The sequence below is a fragment of the Streptomyces sp. NPDC021622 genome, assembly GCF_040640795.1.
GTDB lineage: Bacteria > Actinomycetota > Actinomycetes > Streptomycetales > Streptomycetaceae > Streptomyces.
In genome coordinates this window covers 251,901-272,608 of record NZ_JBFACK010000002.1, presented here as the reverse complement: position 1 = coordinate 272,608, position 20,708 = coordinate 251,901, and the positions used below count along the sequence as shown (strand labels likewise).

Annotated in this window: 17 protein-coding genes; 10 read left to right on the top strand and 7 right to left on the bottom strand. The window is 71.0% G+C overall.

The genetic code is table 11. The features are described 5' to 3' along the window. Positions 1–110 precede the first annotated feature (110 nt). Complete coding sequence (locus AB0G47_RS05575; RefSeq protein ID WP_266872087.1) at positions 111–692, top strand: TetR/AcrR family transcriptional regulator; 582 nt, start codon at positions 111–113, stop codon at positions 690–692. Positions 693–821: 129 nt separating this feature from the next. Here AB0G47_RS05575 and AB0G47_RS05570 read toward each other — a convergent pair whose 3' ends face one another. Beyond that, complete coding sequence (locus AB0G47_RS05570; RefSeq protein WP_360764366.1) at positions 822–2,273, bottom strand: amidase; 1,452 nt, start codon at positions 2,271–2,273, stop codon at positions 822–824. Between the two features lie 126 nt (positions 2,274–2,399). Here AB0G47_RS05570 and AB0G47_RS05565 point away from each other — a divergent pair, with 126 nt between their 5' ends. Beyond that, a complete protein-coding gene (locus tag AB0G47_RS05565) occupies positions 2,400–2,990 on the top strand; it encodes a helix-turn-helix domain-containing protein (protein WP_360764364.1) in 591 nt (196 codons plus the stop codon). Here AB0G47_RS05565 and AB0G47_RS05560 read toward each other — a convergent pair. Continuing rightward, complete coding sequence (locus AB0G47_RS05560; protein ID WP_360764362.1) at positions 2,976–3,872, bottom strand: helix-turn-helix transcriptional regulator; 897 nt, start codon at positions 3,870–3,872, stop codon at positions 2,976–2,978. The genes AB0G47_RS05565 and AB0G47_RS05560 overlap by 15 nt on opposite strands. A 102-nt stretch (positions 3,873–3,974) precedes the next feature. On the opposite strand from AB0G47_RS05560, the gene AB0G47_RS05555 reads away from it, so the two are divergent. Continuing rightward, positions 3,975–4,895, top strand: coding sequence for an MBL fold metallo-hydrolase (locus tag AB0G47_RS05555; RefSeq protein WP_360764360.1), 921 nt, complete (start codon positions 3,975–3,977; stop codon positions 4,893–4,895). Positions 4,896–4,901: 6 nt separating this feature from the next. Then, on the top strand, positions 4,902–6,434 hold the full coding sequence (locus tag AB0G47_RS05550; RefSeq protein WP_360764358.1) for a carboxylesterase family protein: 1,533 nt from the start codon (positions 4,902–4,904) through the stop codon (positions 6,432–6,434). A gap of 2 nt (positions 6,435–6,436) precedes the next feature. Here the strand turns inward: AB0G47_RS05550 and AB0G47_RS05545 are convergent, their stop codons facing one another. From AB0G47_RS05545 to AB0G47_RS05535, 3 genes are all read right to left on the bottom strand, one after another. Beyond that, positions 6,437–6,784: a hypothetical protein gene (locus AB0G47_RS05545; RefSeq protein WP_360764356.1), complete on the bottom strand. Its 348-nt coding sequence runs from the start codon at positions 6,782–6,784 to the stop codon at positions 6,437–6,439. A 76-nt stretch (positions 6,785–6,860) separates the two neighbouring features. Continuing rightward, the gene (locus AB0G47_RS05540; RefSeq protein ID WP_360764354.1) at positions 6,861–8,105 is read right to left on the bottom strand and encodes an FAD-dependent monooxygenase; all 1,245 of its coding nucleotides are present in this window, start codon (positions 8,103–8,105) and stop codon (positions 6,861–6,863) included. Beyond that, positions 8,102–9,499, bottom strand: a complete 1,398-nt coding sequence (locus tag AB0G47_RS05535; protein ID WP_360764352.1) for an MFS transporter — start codon at positions 9,497–9,499, stop codon at positions 8,102–8,104. Before AB0G47_RS05535 ends, AB0G47_RS05540 begins: the two co-directional genes overlap by 4 nt. Before the next feature lie 99 nt (positions 9,500–9,598). On the opposite strand from AB0G47_RS05535, the gene AB0G47_RS05530 reads away from it, so the two are divergent. After that, positions 9,599–10,246: a TetR/AcrR family transcriptional regulator gene (locus tag AB0G47_RS05530; protein WP_360764349.1), complete on the top strand. Its 648-nt coding sequence runs from the start codon at positions 9,599–9,601 to the stop codon at positions 10,244–10,246. Positions 10,247–10,264: 18 nt separating this feature from the next. On the opposite strand, the gene AB0G47_RS05525 is transcribed toward AB0G47_RS05530, so the two are convergent. Both AB0G47_RS05525 and AB0G47_RS05520 read right to left on the bottom strand, forming a co-directional pair. Then, on the bottom strand, positions 10,265–11,908 hold the full coding sequence (locus AB0G47_RS05525; RefSeq protein WP_360764347.1) for an amidohydrolase: 1,644 nt from the start codon (positions 11,906–11,908) through the stop codon (positions 10,265–10,267). Positions 11,909–11,941: 33 nt separating this feature from the next. Beyond that, positions 11,942–12,760, bottom strand: coding sequence for a mycofactocin-coupled SDR family oxidoreductase (locus AB0G47_RS05520; RefSeq protein ID WP_360764345.1), 819 nt, complete (start codon positions 12,758–12,760; stop codon positions 11,942–11,944). A 161-nt stretch (positions 12,761–12,921) separates the two neighbouring features. On the opposite strand from AB0G47_RS05520, the gene AB0G47_RS05515 reads away from it, so the two are divergent. The 5 genes from AB0G47_RS05515 (at position 12,922) to AB0G47_RS05495 (ending at position 20,666) form a co-directional block, all read left to right on the top strand. Further along, complete coding sequence (locus AB0G47_RS05515; protein WP_360764343.1) at positions 12,922–13,755, top strand: M55 family metallopeptidase; 834 nt, start codon at positions 12,922–12,924, stop codon at positions 13,753–13,755. Continuing rightward, positions 13,748–15,109 carry a M20/M25/M40 family metallo-hydrolase gene (locus AB0G47_RS05510; RefSeq protein WP_360764341.1) on the top strand — a complete coding sequence of 454 codons (1,362 nt, stop codon included), beginning with the start codon at positions 13,748–13,750 and terminating at the stop codon, positions 15,107–15,109. The genes AB0G47_RS05515 and AB0G47_RS05510 overlap by 8 nt, the downstream gene beginning before the upstream one ends. A 13-nt stretch (positions 15,110–15,122) precedes the next feature. Beyond that, on the top strand, positions 15,123–17,129 hold the full coding sequence (locus tag AB0G47_RS05505; protein ID WP_360764339.1) for a prolyl oligopeptidase family serine peptidase: 2,007 nt from the start codon (positions 15,123–15,125) through the stop codon (positions 17,127–17,129). Then, positions 17,126–18,052, top strand: a complete 927-nt coding sequence (locus tag AB0G47_RS05500) for an LD-carboxypeptidase (RefSeq protein WP_360764337.1) — start codon at positions 17,126–17,128, stop codon at positions 18,050–18,052. Before AB0G47_RS05505 ends, AB0G47_RS05500 begins: the two co-directional genes overlap by 4 nt. A gap of 871 nt (positions 18,053–18,923) precedes the next feature. Next, positions 18,924–20,666, top strand: coding sequence for a CocE/NonD family hydrolase (locus tag AB0G47_RS05495; protein WP_360765111.1), 1,743 nt, complete (start codon positions 18,924–18,926; stop codon positions 20,664–20,666). The last annotated feature ends 42 nt before the right edge of the window (positions 20,667–20,708 follow it).

The window sequence follows — 20,708 nt, the reverse complement described above, 5'->3', positions numbered from 1 at the left end:
GTCAAAGATGGCGGTGTCACGCCTCAGTCATGAGCCGCCACCGCCAAGGCGGCAGACGCAGGTTCGCCCGAGATCACCGGGCCGGAAGCGGCCCGGTAGGGTTCGGATTCATGGCGCCTCGCACTACTCAGATCCTCGAAGCGGCCGCACGGCTCATCGCCCGCCGCGGAGTCCGCGGCCTGCGCGTCGAAGAGCTCGCCGCCGAGGCCGGCGTCTCGACCGGGCTGATCTACTACCACTTCAAGGACCGCACCGGGATCCTGCGCCAGACGCTCGAGTTCATCAACGACCGCGCCGAGCGCTACACCACCGGCCGCGAGGCGGACGCCGAACCGCTCGCGCCTCGTGAGGAACTGGAGGAGACCCTCCTCCTGGAACTGCAGGACACCCCGGTGGTCAGGGAGAACAGCTCCGCCTGGGGCGAGCTGCGGGCGAGTGCCGTCTTCGACGAAGTGCTGCGGGAGGACCTCGCCAGGGCGACTCTGGTGTGGGTGCAGGAGGTGGCCGCCCTCCTCGGCCAGGTGCAGCCGATGACCCCGGCGCCCGCCCTGGCAGCGGCCGGCGAGCGGCTCACCGCCCTGCTCGAAGGGCTCAGCATGCGCTGGCTCAGCGGCGGGCTGCAGATCGACCACGCGCGTGACCTGATGCGCGGCGCCATCGACGCCGAGCTGGCACTGCTGCGGGAGAAGTAACCCACCACCGATCGGACCTCCGCACCGCCGGAACTCGGTGTCTACTAACCCTTCTCTTGACTGAAAATTCAGTCTGTGCAACGACGCGGTCAGCAGCCCGTGGCGTAGGGGCACTTCGCGGCGTACGCCTCAGCTGTCCTCGTGGTTCCCCGCCCACACCGCGGGGGTCCGGCCCGACCAGGGGCTTGCCTGTTCGAGTTGCCCGGCGAGGCGGAAGAGGCGCCCTTCGAGCCCGTGACCTGCGGCGAACTGCATGCCGATCGGGAGGCCCGTCCCGGCGTCGGCGGTCACCGGCACGGACATGGCGGGCGTGCCCGCCACATTGAACGCCGCGCTGAACGGGGCGAGGTCGAAGAGACGGCGGAGCCAGCCGAGGCCGTCAAGGGCATCCGCGTCCTCGGCATGGCTGCCCAGCGGCACGGGAAGCTCCGGCAAGGTCGGGGTGAGCAGCACGTCGTGGGTGTCGAAGTACCGTGCCAGGCTTCGGGCGACCCGGTTCCTGATCGTGAGAGCAGTGACGAACTGGGCGGCGCTGACCCGTCGTCCGTAGTCGTAACTGGCGAGGGTGGGAGGTTCGAGGGTCGAGGGGGCTATGGGGCGGTCGAAGGCGGCGGCCAGCTCGTCGATCGATGCCGTGAGATTCGCCGTCGACAGACGGGCGTTGGCCAGCACGAACTCATCCCAGCCTGCCCCGAGGTCGACCTCGGCCTCCGCCACCCGGTGGCCGAGGGATTCGAGCAGATGCACGGTCCGGGAGAGCGCGTCGGCCACCGGTGGGGTGGTGCGCCGTCCGCCCCATGCGTGGGTGAGGACGCCGATCCGCAACGAGCCCGGGTGGCGGGTGACTTCCTCCGCGTACGGCCGGGACGGTTCCGGCGCGGAGTAGGGGTCGCCCGGCTCCGGGCCGCGGATCTGGTCGAGCAGCGCCGCACTGTCGCGGACCGTGCGGCTGACGCTGCCGTGCACGCCGAGGCCGTTGAAGATCTCGTCGAAGTCAGGTCCCGCGGAGACCCGGCCACGGGTGGGCTTGAGGCCGAAGAGGCCGTTGTGGGCCGCGGGGATGCGGATCGATCCCGCGGCGTCGGTGGCGTGGGCGATCGGGACCACCCCGGCGGCGACGGCCGCGCCGGCGCCCCCGCTGGATCCGCCCGCGCTCCGCGCCAGGTCCCACGGGTTGCGGGTCGCGCCGTACAGCACCGGCTCCGTCGTGTTGCTGTACGCCATCTCCGGTGTCGTCGTACGTCCGAACGTCACCAGGCCGGCGCGGCGGAAGCGCCGCATCAGGGAGGAGTCGGCCCCGGAGACGTTGCCGGCCGCGAGACGGCTGCCCAGCTCCATCCGTCTGCCGGCCATGGCGACCGCGATGTCCTTGATCAGGAACGGGACTCCGGCCAGTGGTGTGCTGCCGGGGGTGGGCTCGTCGTCGGCCCGCCATGTCTCCACGATGGCGTTGATCCGCGGATTGACCGCCTGCGCGGCCCCGCGTGCGGTCGCCTCCAATTCGGCGGGGGTCACTGCGCCTTGGGCCACCAGCTCCGCGAGGCCGACCGCGTCGTAACGCACGTACTCCGAAATTCTCACTGTCACTCCAAGCGGGAAGAGCGATACCGTCCGGTGCCTGACGATACCGAACGGTATCGCATGGGACGTGTTGGTACCGTAAGGCAGAGGGAGCCCCTCAACCGACCCGCACGTCACGGAGCAGTCATGGCATCGACCGTCAGCAGGCCGAGCAGGGTGGCGAAACTGCCGCCCCGGGAGCGCATCCTCGACGCGGCGGAAGAGCTCTTCCAGAGCGAGGGGATCCGGCGGGTGGGCGTCCAGGCGATCGCCGAGCGGGCCGAGACCACCAAGATGGCGATCTACCGGCACTTCGAGACCAAGGACGCGCTGGTCGCGGAGTGGCTGCGGATCGTCGCCGCCGACTATCAGGCCGCCTTCGACCGGGTCGAGGCCGAGCACCCCGGCCGGCCCAGGGAGCAGATCCTCGGCCTGGCCCGCTTCATCGCCGAGGGGCTGCCGGAGATCTCGCACCGGGGCTGCCCGTTCATCAACTCCCTCGCCGAACTGCCCGACCGTGCCCATCCCGCACGCCAGGTGATCGAGGAGCACAAGGCCCTGCAGACCCGCAGGCTGGTCGGCATGTGCGCCGAGGCCGGGCTGCCCGACCCCGAACAGGTCGCGGCAGAGATCACCTTCGTACTCGAAGGCGCGCAGGTCAGCACGCAGAACGGCAGCATCGACCGGGCGGGGGACCGGCTGCTGAGAATCGTCGAGCGCCTTCTAGTACGAAGGTGATGTCGTGGCCGGGATCGTCGTGGGGGCGGTGGTCGCCTGGGCGAGGAGCTGGAGAGCCGTGCGGCCCTCCGATCCCGCGGGGGCGGTCGCCACGACGAGGACCTGATCGTCGGAGAGGTTGAGTGCCTGCTGGGTGACGGTCATCGGGCCCACCAGCGGATGCTGCATCTTGTGCTCGGCGATGGTGCAGGGGCGCACCCGGTGGTCGGCCCACATCTTCGCGAACTCGGCGCTCTTCATGCTGAGTTCGCCGATGAGGGACGCCAGCAGTGCGTCATCGGGATGACGGCCCACCGCGTACCGCAGATTTGCCACGACGGCCCGGGCCTTGCTCTCCCAGGTGAGGTAGAGGTCGCGCGCGTGGGCGTCGAGGAAGAGGAACCGGGCCATGTTGGGCCGGTCGGCCGAGCGCTCCGGCGCCGACGGGTCGAGGTGGCCCGCGAACAGGGCGTGGCCGAGCGGGTTCCAGGCCAGGACGTCGGCGCGTCGGCCGGTGACGACGGCGGGCACGTCGGGCATCGAGTCGAGGAGCGTACGGGTCGGTGCGTCGACCCGCTCCGGCGGTGGCCGACGGGCCGGGCGGCGGCGCCGGGCGGCGGCGCCCGCGAGGTCGCGCAGGTGCAGGCGCTCGGTCTCGTCCAGACACAGCGCCTGGGCGATCGCGTCGAGGACCTCCGGGGACGCGTTGTGCGAGTGGCCTTGCTCCAGGCGCGCGTAGTACGAGGCGCTGACCCCGGCGAGCAGGGCGAGTTCCTCGCGGCGCAGGCCCGGGACGCGACGCCGTTCCCCGTACGTGTCAAGGCCGATGTCCTCGGGCCGCAGCCGGGACCGGCGGGCCTGCAGGAACGCGCCGAGGGCGCTCTGTCCGCTCTGTCCGTCCATGCCGCCCAGTATCCGTTGCCCACAGGCCGGTTGCCTCTCCCTGGCAGGGATAGGCAGGGGAGGGTGTGGCCGACTTCCGGGGGCCCGCGCAGCCTTGAGGGCATGGACACCATCGAGTTGGGCGATGTCACCGTGACCCGGGTCCGCGAGTTCTACGGACCGATCGGGTTCACACCACGCGCATTCGTACCCGAGAGCAGTGAGGAGGTCTGGGAGGCACAAGAGAGCTGGCTGCGGCCGGAGTTCATCGCGGGAGAGCCGCCGGTCGTCAACGCCGCGCTGCAGACCTGGGTGCTGCGCAGCGAAGGCCGGGTCATCCTCGTCGACACCGGGGGCGGCAACAACAAGCCGCGGCCCGGCACCCCTTGGGATCACCTGGAGACCGACTTCCTGGGCAACCTCGCCCGCGCCGGAGTCGAGCCGGAGGACGTCGACCTTGTTATCAACACCCACCTGCACGCCGACCACGTTGGCTGGAACACCCGCCTCGACGGGGGGAGTTGGGTGCCCACCTTCCCGAACGCCACCTACCTGATCCACCGGAACGACTTCGAGTTCTGGAACCCGGCGAACGGTCACACCTCCGTACTCGGCGACGGCAACACCCACGTCTTCGAGGACAGCGTCGCCCCCGTGCACGAGGCGGGCAGGACCCAGCTGTGGGAGGGCGACGGCTACCGGATCGACGCGCATCTGCGGCTTGAACTCGCCGCGGGTCACACCCCCGGCTCCGCCGTGGTCACCCTCGCGTCCGGCAGTGAAAGGGCCGCGTTCGTCGGCGACCTGCTGCACAGTCCCGTACAGATCCTGGAACCGGACGCGAACAGCTGCTTCTGCGAGGATCCCGGCCGGTCACGGGCCGCCCGGCGCCGGCTCCTCGGCTGGGCGGCCGACCGCAACGGACTGCTGTTCCCTGCGCACTTCGGCGGCCACGGTGCGGCCGAAGTCGCCCGGGACGGCAGCCGGTTCGCCATCAAGGGCTGGGCCCCCTTCACGCCGTACACCCCCGGCGACGAGGGCTGACCGGCGATGCCAGACTCCCGCAACCCCGTAGTGGAGACCACGCTCGGCCCTGTCCGGGGCCTCAAGCAGGACGGCATCGGGATGTTCCTGGGCATCCCGTACGCCGCCCCGCCCCAAGGCGCGGGCAGGTTCGCCGCGCCGGAGCCGCACGCGCCCTGGGCGGGGGTCCGCGACGCCACCATCCCCGGGCCGACCGCGCCGCAGGCCGCACGCCGTCTCGGTGACATCGACATGTCCCCCTACTTCGGGCCGGGTTGGGTCCGGGGCGCGGACTATCTGACGGTGAACGTCTGGACGCCCCGCATCGGAGCAGACATCGGAGCAGACATCGGGGCAGGCATCGGGGCAGACATCGGAGCGGACGGTGGTGCCCGCGGGCTGCCGGTCATGGTCTTCGTGCACGGCGGCGGCTTCACCGCGGGATCGACCAGCGCGCCGCTCTACGACGGCACCGCACTCGCCCGGGAGGGCGTGGTCCTGGTGACCGTCAACTACCGGCTCGGCGTCCAGGGTTTCCTCGACCTCGCGGGCGCGCCGCGCAACCGCGGGCTGCTCGACGTGGTCGCCGCGCTGCGCTGGGTACGGGAGAACATCGCGGCCTTCGGCGGGGACCCGGGCACCGTCACCCTGTTCGGCCAGTCCGCCGGGGCCACGATCGTCTCCGCCGTGGCTGCCGGGCCCGAGGCGGCGGGACTGCTGCGCCGGGCCATCGTGCAGAGCGGCAGCGGGCTCGGCGCCTTCACCCCGGAGCAGGCGGCCCTGGTGACACGGGCGGCGGCGCGGGAGCTGGGGGTCGCGGCGCATGCCGATGCCTTCGCGGCCGTGCCGGACGACCGTCTCGTCGAGGTCGTCGGCCGGCTCTCCGGGATCGACCTGCTGACGCCGGGTGCGTACGACCCGCTGATGGGGCTTACCCCGTTCAGTGTGGTCCTTCCGGTGCAGCCCGCGCACGCACCGCCCGCCGCCGTGGACCTGCTCCTCGGGACGACGACGCAGGAGGGCAACCTCTACCCGGCCGCCGACGGAGAGGACGCGCACGGTGCTGCCGCGCGGGCACACCCGGACCCGGACAGGCTCCTGGCCGCGTACCGGGCCGCCGCCCGGCCCGGCACCCCGGATGCCGGGCTGCGCTCGGCCGTGCTCGGCGACGCGCTGTTCGGCAAGGGGACATGGGCCCTTGCGGAGGCGTACGCCACCGCCGGGCGCCGCACCTTCCACTACGAGTTCGGCTGGCGAGGCGTGCTCGGTGCCGCGCACGCGGTGGAGGTCCCGTTCCTGTTCGGGCGGACGGACCTTCCCGAACTCCGCGGCGCACGCGGCCTGTTGGGCCCAAGCCCGGTTCCCGGCGACCTGGCGGAACGGCTGCGTGCCGCGTGGGTGCGGTTCGCGCGCACCGGGGACCCGGGCTGGGACGCGTACGACACCGAACGCCGTACGACGATGCGGATCGGCGAGCAATGGGTGACCCTGCCCGACCCGCGCGGGGCGGAACGCCGGGCGTGGTCCCCGCCCGGCGCGTGCGCACCCCTGGATGCCTGACCTCAGCGCGGCCAGAGCTGGAGCAGCCACTCCTCCGTGCCGTGGAAGAACATCTCGCCGGCCGCGTGCCGCTCCTTCGCGGCGTCGCGGCCCAGGCATGCCGCGCCCTCGCCGATGGTGGTGGCGCGGAACTTGAAGGAGCCGATCGGATAACCCCCGATCAGCCAGCGGCACTTCTGCTTGTACAGGGTCTGGGTCGTGCCCTGGCAGTGGAAGAAGTGGTCGATGGTCCAGCCGTAGGTCCGGTACGTCTTGCTGTTCTCCATGCAGACGTTGATGTTGGGGTCGGTACGCCGGAGGGGTCCGGATGCGTACGACGACCCGACCCGCTCCAGCAATACCATGTGCACGACAACTCAAAGCTAGTCCGATACCGGCCAACTCGTGTGCGCTACACGAGGGTTGGCCGGAACGAACCTGCCGGAGCTACGTCACGGGCATGGACTCGGGCAGCGTGAGGGCCGAGTGGGCCGGGCGCCCCGCCGCGGAGGGCGGCATGGTGCTGAGCTGTCGCAGCATGGCGTTGCGCTGCTCCAGGGCCCGTGCGGTGGTGGGGAAGAGGGTGGCGTCGCCCTTGCCGACCTGGTCCTGGTTCACGGTCACGAACCCGCGCGTGCTGTCTTCGTACGCGGCGAAGCCCGCGGTGTGGTCACGGTCGGCCAGGGAAGCGGCCAGCATGTACGAACCGACCAGCGCCAGGCTGGAGCCCTGCCCTGTGAGGAAAGACGGCGCGTACGCGGCGTCGCCCACCAGCGCGACCCTGCCGCTCGACCAGCGGGGCATACGGATCTGGCTGACCACGTCGAAGAACAGGTCGTCCGCGTCGCGCAGGGCGGCGACCATGCCGGGGACCTCCCATCCCGCGTCGGCGAAGACCGCGGCGACCAGGTCCCGTTGGGCCTCCGGGTTCCGGAACGCGTCGAACGGCGGTTGCGGGCGGGCGAAGCTCAGGAAGGCGTGCACTTGGTCGTCGTCCCCCGCGGCGTAGAGTGCCGCGGCTCTGCCCGGGGTGTTCCACAGCACGGTCTCGTGGGAGAGCCCGAAGGTGTTGCGCATCGTGAATCCGGCGAAGCAGTAGCCGAGGTACCGGTGGAACTGCTCTTCGGGGCCGAACAGGGCCTCCCGGGTACGCGAGTGCAGACCGTCCGCGCCGACCACCATGTCGAACGTACGCATGCCGCCCCCGCGGAAGGTGACGTCGACCCCATGGCCGCCCGACTGGTCGAGGGTGTCGATGGAGTCGTCGAACAAGAACTCCACGTCGTCCCGGACCGCCGCGTGGAGAGCCTCGGTCAGGTCCCCGCGCGGCACCTCCAGGTCCTCTCCCGCGACCCCGCCGGTGACGGTGTGCGGGTCGAGCGAGGCCACCTCGCCGCCGTCCCCGTCGAGGAAGGTCAGCCGGCGCAGGTCGATGTGCGCCTCCCGCAGCCGCGGCAGGATCCCCATCCTCCGGACGACCTCAAGTGCGGTGCCGCGCACGTCGATGGGGTAACCACCGCTCCGCGGCGCGCTCGCCCTCTCGACCACCGTGACCGCGAATCCGTGGCGGTTGAGCCAGAACGCGAGGGCGGGACCCGCGATGCCGGCCCCCGATATGAGGACCTTGCGCCTGGGCGTGGAACGGATGCCCCTCAACTGACGGGTATCCCTCAACTGATCGGTGGGGGTCATTTCTTGGCTCCTTTGCTCATGGAACGGACGACAAGCAGGGACAGCGCCGCGACAACGCCGGCGATGAGGAAGCCGGCGACGAAGGCCGATTCGTCCGGGACCTTCGATCCGGAAGGGGTCCCCGAGGCAAGGAGCACGCCACCGAGCATCCCGCCCATGGCGGAGCCAAGCACGCGCGTCACCAGGATCAGGCTGGTGGCGATGCCGGTGTCACTCTCATCGACGGAAGAGACGATGCCGGTCACCATGGCCGTCACGCACAGGCCGTTGGCGAGCGCGATGAGCGCCTTGCCGACGACGATGTGCCAGACCTCGGTGTGCGCGACGGACAGGACGAGCATGGCGGTGGCCATGAGGACGACCGCGGCAGTGGCCACGGCACGCGAGCCGAAACGCCGCTCCCCGAGCCCACCGGCAGGACCGGCCAGCGTCCCGGCCACGGCGCCGGGCAGGAGGATGAAGCCGATCATGGTGGCGCTTGCCCCGAAACCGTACCCGTCGCCGGACACGTCGAGCAGTTGCGGGATGAGGAAGACCCCCGTCGCGGTGCCGAGGCAGATCACGAACGTCAGCACACACGACTTCCAGATCACAGGCCGCGCCAGCATGCTCAGATCGATCAGCGGCGCGGCCGCACGGCGTTCGACGGCTGTCCACCCGGCCACGAAGGCGGCCAGAAGCGCGAGGAGGGCGAGGAGCAGGAGCGGCTGCGAGCCGGCGTCGGGCGCCACCGCGAGGGCGAGCATGAGCGTGACCAGAATCCCGCTCAAGAGCAGCATGCCCGGCCAGTCGATCCCGGCTCCGTCCGGCCGGCCCGGATCATCGGCCGGCATCAGCCTGTTCACCAGCAGGGTGAAGGCGATGACCGCGAACGTCGGCACCGCGAACATCCAGTGTCGGGAGAGCGTTTCCGCCACGGGTCCTGCCGCCAGAAGACCCACCATCGAGCCACCCACGAACATCCCGCTGACAAGACCGATGGCCACCTTCGACTCCCGCGAGGGGAGGTGTTTGCGCACCACGATGAACGACAGGGGCAGCGCGCCGATCATCGCCCCCTGCAGTACCTGGCCGAGCAGCAGCACGGGCAGGTTCGGCGCCACCGCGGAGACCAGGCCACCGACCGAGACCACCGCCATCAGCCGGATGAGGACCCGTTTTCCGCCGTAGCGGTCGCCGAGCTTGCCCGCGAGCGGTGTGACGAGCGCGCCGGTGATGGCGAGCACGATGTTGAGCACCGCCCCTGTGGACGGACTGATGTCCAGCTCGCGTTGCAGGAGCGGGAGCGTCGGCGCCACCACCGACTCCAGGGCCCCGGTGGCGACGGCCAGCATGCCGAGGGCCCAGATGGCGGCCTTTTCGACGCGGACCGGTGGAGCGAGCGTTGCGGTCATGGACGAGACGTCCTTTCCGGCATGGGCGGGCGAGCAAGGACAGGTGCCGAGTTCAAAACTACACTACACCGTGCAGTGTAGGACGGCTAAGATGTGCCCATGCCGACCACGAAGTCACCGACCACGAAGACGCTGCGCGAGGGGTCCGCGCACAAGCGGGCCGCCATCCTCACGGCGGCCCGGGAACTGTTCCTCGCCGACGGCTTCGACCGGTCGAGCGTCGACGCGGTCGCCGCACGGGCCGAGGTGTCCAAGCGGACGGTCTACGACTACTTCGGCGACAAGCAGACGCTGTTGCAAGCAGTCGTCGACGCAGTCGGCCAGTCACTGATCACCACGATCCGGCGCACCCTCGACGACACCCTCACCGACCTCGCCGAGGACGCCGAACTCGAGGACGCCCTGGTCACGTTCTCGATGCGCATCGCGACCGACATGCTCGGCTCGGCGGAGTACGCGACGCTGCAACGACTGGTCCGGGCGGAGTCCGGCAACCTGCCGCACCGGGGCTACAACGCCATGGCCGACACCCCCGACGAGGCGATCGCCGAGCGGTTCGCCGCCCTGGCCGCGGCCGGGCTGCTCGACGTCCCCGACCCCCGACTCGCGGCCGACCAGTTCATTGCGCTGACCTTCGGTGTCGCCCTTGACCGGCTCGGTTCCGCGAACGCCGCGCAGGACACCCGCGTCCGGCCGCTCGTCGTCGAGGGAGTGCGGACCTTTCTCCGGGCGTACCGGACCAGGTGACTGACGCCCGGAGGGCCGCTACGCCCCTGCGTCGAAGCCCAGTTCACCCTCGACGAATGTCATCTTGACCTCGGTGGCGTGGACTTGAGTGACCGGCACTGCGAAGGGGTTCTGGCCGACGACGACGACGTCGGCGAGCATGCCCGGTTCGATGCGCCCGACCCGGTGCGCCATGCCCTCCTGGCGCGCGGAGTTGACCGTGAACAGGTCGAAGGCCTGCTCCAGCGTGATGGCTTGGGATGCGCCGAAACTGTCGGCGCTGCCCCCTGGCCGCTGCCGCGTGACGAGCGTTTCGATGGCGGACCACGGATTCACCGACGGCACCACGCACCAGTCCGACCCCGGCACGACCAGCGCGTGGGCCTCGAGCATCTCGCGCACCGGCCACACGCGTTCAACCGCCTGTGGGCCGACGGCCGTTGCGATGTCGGAGCAGATGGGGGAGGGCTGCCACAAGTAGGGAGAGACTTCGAACGTCGCGCCGATCTGCGCCGCCCGCTCGATGTCGGTCTTCGCCACGAACGTGCAGTGTCCTACGTTGTGCATGCAGGGGCCGGGTCCGTTGGCCGCGCGAGCTGCCTCGACCGCGTCGAGCGCCGCCCTGACCGCCGCATCGCCGGCCGCGTGGAACTTGACGGTGATGCCCATCCGGTCGAATCGGGTCACCGCCTGATCGAGGACTGCCGGCGCGATCGCGAGCAGCCCGTGCCGTCCTGCCTCGTCGTCTCGTCCCTCACCCGTGGCTGCGTAGGGCTCGATCATCGCCGCCGTGCGGCTGTCGGTGGGTACCCCGTCGAGGAAGATCTTCACGCAGTCGGGCGTGATGTGACCGCTCGCGCAGAGGTTCCGTGTCGCGATCACCTCTTCACAGGCAGGGTCATTGGGGGACCACACGAGACTGAGGCGCACGCGCTGCCTGACCGCTCCGCGCGCGGCGAGCCGGGTGTAGGCAAGCAGCTCGGCCGGCGGCCCGGCGGTGAACCCGACCGCGGCCTCGGTGAACGACGTGATCCCGTAGGAGAGCATCTCGCCCAGCGCCCACTCCAGGGCCGCTTCCACCTCGTCGTCGGCCGGTTTGGGGGCCGACGCGGCGAGCAGATCGGCGGCGGTCTCGCGTTGTATGCCGCTCGGACGGCCTGCGAGGTCCCTCTCGAAGACGCCGCCCGGCGGGTCCGGTGTGCCGGGGCCGATCCCGGCGGCCCTGAGTGCCGCGCTGTTCGCCCATGAGCTGTGTCCGCTGGTGTCCTCCAGGAGGACAGGATGCTGGGGGGCGACAGCGTCAAGGACGGTCCGGTCCGGGAGGGTGCCGAGCGCGGACGTGTCCCATTGCCCGCCGAGAACCCATGCGCCGGGGGCGGTCCGGGACACGTGCCCGGCCACGATGCGGAGGGTGTCGGCCAGGTTCGAGCCCTGCGGGACCTTGCAGCGGCGTTCGCGGATCCCGGCGTAGATCGGGTGCACATGCAGGTCGTGCAGGCCCGGGAGGACGGTGTCGCCGGCCAGCTCCATCACCCGCGTGTCCGGTCCGCGCCGACGCAGCACGTCCTCGCGGCCGCCGACCACTTCGATGACACCGGCGCGTACGGCGAGTCCCTCGGCCCAGCCCGACGACGTCTTGACGTGCCCGCCCACCAGAACCGTGTCCGCGTACTGATCGGCCATGGCGCTCCCCCTGTTCACCGCTGGCTCGGTGACTCAGCGGCGGTTGATGAATCCGGCGTCGACGGGCAGCGTGACACCGGTGACATAGCGGGCTTCGTCCGAGGCCAGCCACAGGACGGCGTTCGCCACGTCGACCGGCTCAACTGTGTCCACCGGAAGGGCATTTGGCGCATCCTCGGACAGCATCGGATCCTGGGCGACGAACTCGACGATGGCCGGATCGGTCACCATGCGGGTGGCCACGCCGGTGGGGTGCACCGAGTTCACCCTGATGCTGTGCCGGGCGAGGTTGTTGGCGTACGTACGCATAAGACCGACCACACCGTGCTTGGAGGCGGCGTAGCCCAGGCCGCCGTTGCTGGCCCCGCCGATGCCGACAAGGCCCGCGGTGGAGCTGACGATCACGATCGAGCCGCCCCGCTCGGCGGCGACCATCGACGGGATGGCCACCTCGATGGTGTGGAACGTGCCGGTCAGGTTTACATCGATGGCGTCGTGCCACGCCTGCACCCGGTCTTCCACCAGGAGCGGTGCGATCCCGGCGTTGGCGACGACGACGTCGATCTGCCCGAATTCGGCGAGCCCCGCGTCGTACGCATCCTGGAGGGCGGCCCGATCGCGCACGTCCGCCTGCCGCGCCACGACACGGCGGTCCAGGGCCCGCACTTCGTCGACCGCCTCGCCAAGGTCCTCCGGTGTCGACTGCGGGTAGGGCACGGTGTCGACCGGCCCGCAGATGTCCACGATGACCAGGTCGGCGCCTTCCTCCGCCATGCGCAGAACGTGGCCGCGGCCGAGTCCGCCGGCCGCGCCGGTGACGAAGGCCACCTTGCCGTCAAGACGCCCCTTCATGGTTCCGGCCTACCGCAGGGATCTACGAACGTCACCTCGCCGCGATGTTCCGGCGAGAACCGGGTGTGTTCGCCTTCTCATCGTGGCTGATGTCGCCGTCGGCGCGTAACGTGAAGCGGCATGAAGATCCACGCCTGCGACCTGCGACGGGACAGCTCGTCATGAAGATCCTCATCAGCGCCGACATGGAGGGCGCCACCGGAGTGACCTGGCCGGCCGATGTGCTGCCCGGTACGCCGCAGTGGGAGCGGTGCCGGGCGATGTTCACCTCGGACGTCAACGCCGCCGTGCTCGGCTTCTTCGACGGCGGTGCCGACGAGGTGCTCATCAACGAGGCGCACTGGACCATGCGCAATCTGCTCCTGGAGCAGCTGGACGAGCGGGCCCAGATGCTGACCGGGCGTCACAAGTCGCTCTCCATGGTCGAGGGCGTCCAGCACGACGACGTCGACGGCATCGCGTTCATCGGGTACCACGCGGGCGCCGGCATGGAGGGCGTGCTCGCGCACACCTATCTCGCCAACTCGATCACCGGCGTGTGGGTCAACGACGTACGCGCGAGCGAAGGGCTGCTCAACTCGCATGTGGTCGCCGAGTACGGCGTGCCCGTCGTCCTCGTCACCGGCGACGATCTGGCCTGCGAGGACGCGCTCGGCTATGCGCCGGGCGCGCTGAAGGTGGCAGTGAAGGACCATGTGTCGCGGTACGCCGCGGTGTGCCGGACGCCGACGCGCACCGCCGCCGACATCCGGGCCGCGGCGCGGGAGGCGGCGGCGCTCGCCACGCGCCATCAGCCGGTCCGGGGCGGCCCGTTCACCGTCGAGCTGGAGTTTGACGCCGAGCATCTGGCCATGGCGTCGACCGTCGTGCCGGGCGTGCGGCGCAGCGGCGAGCGGAAGGTCGCGTACACCAGCGAGACCATGTACGAGGGCATCCGCACCTTCAAGGCGGTCACGACGATCGCATCGGCCGCCGTGGAGGAGCAGTATGGCTGAGCGGACGGGGGAGCAGGCAGGGGAGCGGGCGAGACCGCAGGTCGACGCGACGGCTCTCGACGAGGTCGTGCGGTTCACGTCCGATCTCATCCGGATAGACACCACCAACCGCGGCAGCGGCGACTGCAGGGAGCGGCCCGCCGCCGAATACGTCGCCGAGTGCCTGGCCGGCGCCGGGCTCGAACCGACGCTCCTGGAGTGCTCACCGGGGCGTACGAACGTCGTCGCGCGCGTCGAGGGAACCGACCCTTCAGCCGACGCGCTCCTTGTCCACGGCCACTTGGACGTCGTGCCCGCCGAGGCGTCCGACTGGAGCGTGGCCCCGTTCTCCGGAGAGCTCCGCGACGGTGTCGTGTGGGGCCGCGGCGCCATCGACATGAAGAACATGGACGCGATGATCCTGTCCGTCGTGCGCGGCTGGGCCCGTGCGGGCGTGCGGCCCCGGCGGGACATCGTGATCGCGTTCACCGCGGACGAGGAGGCGAGCGCCGAGGACGGGTCTGGATTCCTCGCCGACCGGCACGCGTCCCTCTTCGAGGGGTGCACGGAAGGCATCAGCGAGTCCGGTGCCTTCACCTTCCACGACGGGCGGGGCAACCAGCTCTACCCCATCGCCGCGGGCGAGCGCGGCACCGGCTGGCTCAAGCTCACCGCGCGCGGCAAGGCGGGCCACGGCTCGAAGGTGAACCACGCCAACGCGGTGACCAAGCTGGCGGAGGCGATCGCCCGCATCGGGCAGCACCGCTGGCCGGTGCGGCTCACGCCGACGGTCCGTGCGGCGCTGCTCGATCTGGCCGGGCTCTACGGCGTGGAGGCCGATCCGGACGCGCCCGGATTCGACGTGGACGTCCTCCTGGAGAAGCTCGGACCGGCCGCCTCCCTCGTCGAGCCGACCGTACGCAACAGCGCCAACCCGACGATGCTGCACGCCGGTTACAAGGTCAATGTGATTCCAGGGGAAGCTGTCGCCTACGTGGACGGGCGCATGCTGCCCGGTGGCGAGGAAGAATTCGTCGCCACCCTTGACCGGCTCACCGGCACGGACGTCGACTGGGAGTTCCACCACCGAGAGGTGGCGCTGCAGGCGCCGGTGGATTCGTCGACGTACGCGAAGATGCGAGCCGCCGTGGAGGAGTTCGCGCCCGAAGGGCATGTGATGCCGTACTGCATGTCCGGCGGCACCGACGCCAAGCAGTTCTCGCGTCTTGGGATCACCGGGTACGGCTTCTCGCCGCTGAAGACCCCGGAGGGCTTCGACTACCAGGCCCTCTTCCACGGCGTGGACGAGCGGGTGCCGGTCGACGCGCTGCACTTCGGCGTCCGCGTTCTCGACCGCTATCTGCGAACGGCCTAGGGAACAAAGGGACATGGGGGAAGAGAGGGACATGAGACAGACCCAGGCGTACGGATCGTGGCCGTCACCCATCGACGCCGCGCTCGCAGCGGCCCACGACGGCTCTCCTGCCCAAGTCGGCTTCGTCGGTGCCGAGGCGTGGTGGACCGAGCCGCGGCCCGCGGAAGGCGGCAGGCGTGCGCTGGTGCGGCGGAGCCCGGACGGGGTGGAGGAATCGGTGCTGCCCGCTCCGTGGAACGTGCGCAGCCGGGTCATGGAGTACGGCGGGCAGGCCTGGGCCGGGGCCGAGGGAGCCGCGGGTCCGCTTGTCGTGTTCGCGAACTTCTCCGACCAGCGGCTGTACGCGTACGAGCCCGAACGCCCCGGCGACGTGCCGCGCCCGCTCACACCGCTCTCCGACGTGGGCGGCGGACTGCGCTACGTCGACCCCTGTGTGCACCTGGACCGGGGCGAAGTCTGGTGCGTCATGGAGGAGTTCACCGGCGAGGCGCCCACCGATGTGCGCCGTGTGGCCGTCGCCGTGCCCCTGGACGGCTCGGCGGCACAGGACCGCGCCGCGCTGCGTGAACTCACCGACGACCGGCACCGGTTCATCACCGGGCCCCGGCTCTCGCCCGACGGCGGCCGCGTCGCGTGGATCGCCTGGGATCACCCCCGGATGCCGTGGGACGGCACGGAACTGCTGGTCGCCGACGTCCGCGCGGACAGCACGTTCGGCGCGCCGAGGGCGGTCGCAGGCGGGCCCCGGGAGTCGATCGCGCAGGTGGAGTGGAGCGTCGACGGGCAGCTTCTGTACGCCGGTGACCAGACCGGCTGGTGGAACCTGTACCGCCAGGACCCGGCCGACGGCGGTCGCGGTACGCCCCTGTGCACGCGCGACGAGGAGTTCGCGGGACCTCTGTGGCAGGTCGGCGCCGGCTGGTTCGCGCCGCTGGACAGCGGCCTGATCGCCGTCGTGCACGGCAAGGGCGCCACCTCGCTCGGCGTGCTCGACCCGGAGACCGGCGAGGTCGTCGACGCGGCGGGCCCCTGGACCGAGTTCGCCTCGACCGTCGCGGTCTGCGGCGCCCGGGTCGCCGGCGTCGCGGCGAGCCCCCGCAGCGCGTACGAGGTGGTGGAGCTGGACACGAGCACCGGCCGCGCCCGCGTGATCGGCGCCCCGCACGACGACCCCGTGGACACCGCGTACTACCCCGAGCCGCGCATCCGCACCTTCAGCGGCCCGGCCGGACGCGAGATCCACGCGCACGTCTACCCGCCGCACCACCCCACCCGCGTCGCCCCCGACGACGAACGGCCGCCCTACGTGGTGTGGGCGCACGGCGGCCCCACCGGCCGCTCGCCCCTCGTGCTCGACCTGGAGATCGCCTACTTCACCTCGCGCGGCATCGGCGTCGCCGAGGTCAACTACGGCGGGTCGACGGGCTACGGCCGCGCCTACCGCGAACGGCTGCGCGAGCAGTGGGGCGTGGTCGACGTCGAGGACTGCGCGGCCGTCGCGCTCGCCCTCGCCGACGAGGGCACGGCGGACCGGGACCGTCTCGCGATCCGCGGCGGCAGCGCGGGCGGCTGGACCACGGCGGCGTCCCTGACCACGACGGACGTGTACGCCTGCGGCACCATCATCTATCCGGTCCTCGACCTCACGGCGTGGGTCGACGGCGGGACGCACGACTTCGAGTCCCGGTACCTGGATTCGCTGATCGGGCCGTTCGAGGAGGCGCGGGCACGGTACGTGGAACGCTCGCCCGCCGAGCACGCCGACCGGGTCACCGCGCCGTTCCTGCTGCTCCAGGGGCTCGACGACGTGATCTGTCCGCCCGCGCAGGCCGAGCGGTTCGTCGCCGAGCTCGAGGGGCGCGGCGTGCCGTACGCGTACATCGCCTTCGAGGGCGAGGGCCACGGATTCCGCCGCGCGGACACGCTGATCCGGGCCCTGGAGGCGGAACTCTCCCTGTACGCCCAGGTGTTCGGCCTGAACCTGACGGGACCGGTCCCCACCCTGGAGCTCGTCAAGTGAAGCCGCTGACCCGACCCGCACGGCTGACCCCCGGCGCGCGGGTCGCCGTCGTGGCCCCGAGCGGACCGGTGGAGCGGGACCAGCTGGAGCGGGGGCTCGACATCCTGCGCGACTGGGACCTGGAACCGGTCATCGCACCCCATGTCCTGGACCAGCACCGGGAGTTCGACTACCTGGCGGGGGCCGACGCGGACCGGGCTCGGGACCTGGAGGGGGCATGGTGCGACCCCACCGTGTCCGCGGTGTTCTGCGCGCGCGGCGGGTACGGCACCGCGCGGATGGCGGACCTCGTCGACTGGACGGCGATGCGGGCCGCGGGGCCCAAGGTGTTCCTCGGCTACAGCGACATCACCACGCTCCACGAGGCATTCGCCGCGCGCCTCGGCCTCGCCACGCTGCACGGCCCGATGGTCGCGGTGGCCGACTTTCTCAAGAACTCACGGGCCCAGGACCATCTGCGAGCGACGCTCTTCGAGCCGGAGAGCGTGCGGGTGATCGCCCCCGAAGGCGCGTCCGCGCTGGTGGCGGGGCGGGCCCGTGGCGTCACGCTCGGCGGGTGCGTGAGTCTGCTCGCCGCCGACCTGGGCACGGCGCACGGGCGGGTGTCCGCGCGCGGCGGGCTGCTCTGCGTGGAGGACACCGGCGAGGAGGTGTACCGGCTCGACCGGATCCTCACGCAATTGCTGCGGGCCGGGTGGCTTGAGGGTGTCGCCGGGATCGCGCTCGGGTCCTGGGAGGACTGCGAGCCGGCCGCCGATGTGCGGGCCCTCTTCGCCGACCGGCTCGGCGGGCTCGGGGTACCGATCGTCGAGGACTTCGGCTTCGGCCACTGCGAGGGCGCGTTGACGGTCCCGTTCGGCCTGCCGGCCGAACTGGACGCGGAGGCGGGGACGCTGACGCTCGAGGTGCCTGCGCTGGTGTGAGGCCCGCCTGCCGGGCGCCGACGCCGGGAAGCGGCGTACCGGATCTCTGCCGAGATCCGGGCACCGGGCGTGCGTCAGGGTCGGCTGCCGGATGCCGGTGAGGGGCTGCGGGCCGTCCCTCGGCCAGGGCTCGTGTGCCGATCCTCGGTCAGGGTCAGGGTCAGGGTCAGGGCCCGGGTGCCGGGCGTCGGTCAGGCCTCGCGTGTCGTCCCTTCGTCAGGGTCAGCGTGCCGGACTCAGGTCAGGGGCTCGTATGCCGAGCTTCCGTCAGGATCCGTGTACCGGGCGTCCGCCATGTTCCGCGTGCCGGGCTCGGTCAGGGTCTGCGTGCCGGACTCAGGTCAGGGGCTCGTATGCCGAGCCTCCGTCAGGATCTGTGCACCGGGCCTCCGCCAGGGGTCCGCGTGCCGTCCCTTCGTCAGGGTCCGGTGCCGGACGCACGTCAGCTCGCATGCCGAGCTTCCGTCAGGATCCGTGCACTGGGCGTCCGTCACGTTCCGCGTGCCGAGCTCCGTCAGGGTCCGCGTGCCGGACGCACGTCAGAGTTTGTATGCCGACCCTTCGTCAGGATCCGTGCACCGGGCCTCCGTCACGTTCCGCATGTCGACCCGCCGCCAAGACCTGCATACCGACCCTCCGCGAAGACCTGCATACCGGCCTCCGCCAACACCCCCGTACTGAATTTCCGTCGAGATTCGTCGAGAAACGCCCGTCCCGAGCGTTGACCGAGACGTGACGCACGTCACAGCATGACCCTGGCCGGTTACTGACCGGTCGGTATTCGGCTGCCCTCTAGCGTGGAGGTCTCGTGTCCCGTCGTACCGAACCCCGTCGTGCCGTCGCCCGGTCCCGCGCGCCGCTCGCCCTCGCCCTGGGGGCCGCGCTTGCCGCTCCGCTCGCCGTCGCGGCCCCCGACCCGGCGAGCGCGACCGGCAAATACACCGTCAAGGCGCTGAAGTTCACGGTCGACGTGGGCGGCAGGAGATGCACCGTCGACGCCGATCTCTACCGGCCCGCCGGAGTGGACGCCGCGCACCCCGCGCCCGCCGTGCTCACCACCAACGGCTTCGGCGGCAGCAAGTCCGACGGGACCGCGGACACCGGCAAGGCCTTCGCCGCGCGCGGCTACGTGGGGCTCGTCTACTCCGGGCTCGGCTTCGGCAAGTCCGGGTGTCTGATCTCCCTCGACAACCCGAAGATTGACGGCAAGGCGGCCTCCGGGCTCATCGACTTCCTCGCGGGCAAGCGCGCAGCCGACGACGGCACGACGATCGACTACGTCACCAAGGACGCCGGGGCCGATCCGCGTGTCGGCATGATCGGCGGTTCCTACGGCGGGGCGATCCAGCTGGCGACGGCCGCCGTCGACCACCGGGTCGACGCCCTCGTACCCATGATCACCTGGAACGATCTGAGCTACTCGCTCGCCCCGAACAACGTCTCCGACCGCAGCGTCCCCGGCGCCGCCAAGTGGCAGTGGATGAACAGCTTCTACCTCATGGGTGAGGGTCAGCCGCTGCTCGTGCGGAGCCTGGACCCGTCCCGCGTCAACTCCCTGACCTGCTGGCACTTCGCCAGGCAGGCCTGCGAGACGATCCGCACCCTCAACTCGGGCCGCTATCCGGCGGACAAGACGGCCGCACTCCAGGAGTACGCGCGCAGTGTCTCGCCCGTCTCCTACCTGCCGCGGGTCAAGGCGCCCACCCTTCTCGTCCAGGGCCAGGCGGACAGCCTCTTCAACCTCAACGAGGCGCAGGCGACGTACGAGACACTGAAGGCACAGGGCACCACGGCCAAGATGATCTGGCAGTCCTGGGGCCACAGCGGCGGCCTCACCGCCCCGGCGTCCGGCGAACTCAACCTGTCCAAGGGCAACTGGGAGACCAGCTACGTCGGCAAGCGGATCCTGTCGTGGTTCGACCGCTACCTCCACCGGAAGAAGGGCGTCGGCACCGGACCCGCCTTCGCCTACCACCAGGACTGGGTGCCGGGCGGCGGCCGACCGAACGGCTCCTACGCCACCGCCCCGCAGGTGCCCGCGCTCAGCCAGAAGCTGTATCTGTCCGGCGACGGCAAGCTCGTCGACAACCGAGGGAAGGTCGCGCGCGGCAGCCGCGAGTATCGGAACCGGCTGGTCCCGACGAGTCACTCGGAGAGCTCCATCGCCCGGATGATCGGGCTTCCCGACCCCGCACCGCGCGACACCAAGGGCACCCACCTCGACTGGACGAGCGAGCCGCTGACCGCCCCGGTGGACGTGGTGGGCGCCCCGGAGGCGACCCTCAAGGTCGTCTCGCGCCGGACGGAGAAGGTGCAGAACTCCGGCGACGCCGCCGACAAGCTGGTCCTCTTCGCGAAGCTGTACGACGTCGCGCCCGACGGCAAGAAGACGCTGGTGCGCCGGCTCGTGGCCCCCGTGCGCGTCCCGGACGTGACCAAGCCGTTCACCTTCTCGCTGCCGGGGATCGTGCACCGGTACAAGGCGGGCCACAAGCTGCGGTTCACCGTCGCGGCCAGCGACGACGCGTATGTCGGGAACAGGGGCGTCAAGCCGGTGACGGTCACCAGCGCGCCCAAGGACACCGGGGTGCTGCGCCTGCCCGTCGTCCGCTGAACCCGGACTCACCCGTACGGCCCACACCCCCACCCCGGAGCG

What these genes read in the sequence shown, in the direction of transcription:
- AB0G47_RS05575 (WP_266872087.1), top strand. Translation starts at nt 111, where the DNA reads ATGGCGCCTCGCACTACTCAGATCCTCGAAGCGGCCGCACGGCTCATC.
- AB0G47_RS05525 (WP_360764347.1), bottom strand. Translation starts at nt 11,908, where the DNA reads ATGGCCGATCAGTACGCGGACACGGTTCTGGTGGGCGGGCACGTCAAG.
- AB0G47_RS05550 (WP_360764358.1), top strand. Translation starts at nt 4,902, where the DNA reads ATGCCAGACTCCCGCAACCCCGTAGTGGAGACCACGCTCGGCCCTGTC.
- AB0G47_RS05515 (WP_360764343.1), top strand. Translation starts at nt 12,922, where the DNA reads ATGAAGATCCTCATCAGCGCCGACATGGAGGGCGCCACCGGAGTGACC.
- AB0G47_RS05530 (WP_360764349.1), top strand. Translation starts at nt 9,599, where the DNA reads ATGCCGACCACGAAGTCACCGACCACGAAGACGCTGCGCGAGGGGTCC.
- AB0G47_RS05555 (WP_360764360.1), top strand. Translation starts at nt 3,975, where the DNA reads ATGGACACCATCGAGTTGGGCGATGTCACCGTGACCCGGGTCCGCGAG.
- AB0G47_RS05505 (WP_360764339.1), top strand. Translation starts at nt 15,123, where the DNA reads ATGGGGGAAGAGAGGGACATGAGACAGACCCAGGCGTACGGATCGTGG.
- AB0G47_RS05560 (WP_360764362.1), bottom strand. Translation starts at nt 3,872, where the DNA reads ATGGACGGACAGAGCGGACAGAGCGCCCTCGGCGCGTTCCTGCAGGCC.
- AB0G47_RS05510 (WP_360764341.1), top strand. Translation starts at nt 13,748, where the DNA reads ATGGCTGAGCGGACGGGGGAGCAGGCAGGGGAGCGGGCGAGACCGCAG.
- AB0G47_RS05540 (WP_360764354.1), bottom strand. Translation starts at nt 8,105, where the DNA reads ATGACCCCCACCGATCAGTTGAGGGATACCCGTCAGTTGAGGGGCATC.
- AB0G47_RS05535 (WP_360764352.1), bottom strand. Translation starts at nt 9,499, where the DNA reads ATGACCGCAACGCTCGCTCCACCGGTCCGCGTCGAAAAGGCCGCCATC.
- AB0G47_RS05520 (WP_360764345.1), bottom strand. Translation starts at nt 12,760, where the DNA reads ATGAAGGGGCGTCTTGACGGCAAGGTGGCCTTCGTCACCGGCGCGGCC.
- AB0G47_RS05565 (WP_360764364.1), top strand. Translation starts at nt 2,400, where the DNA reads ATGGCATCGACCGTCAGCAGGCCGAGCAGGGTGGCGAAACTGCCGCCC.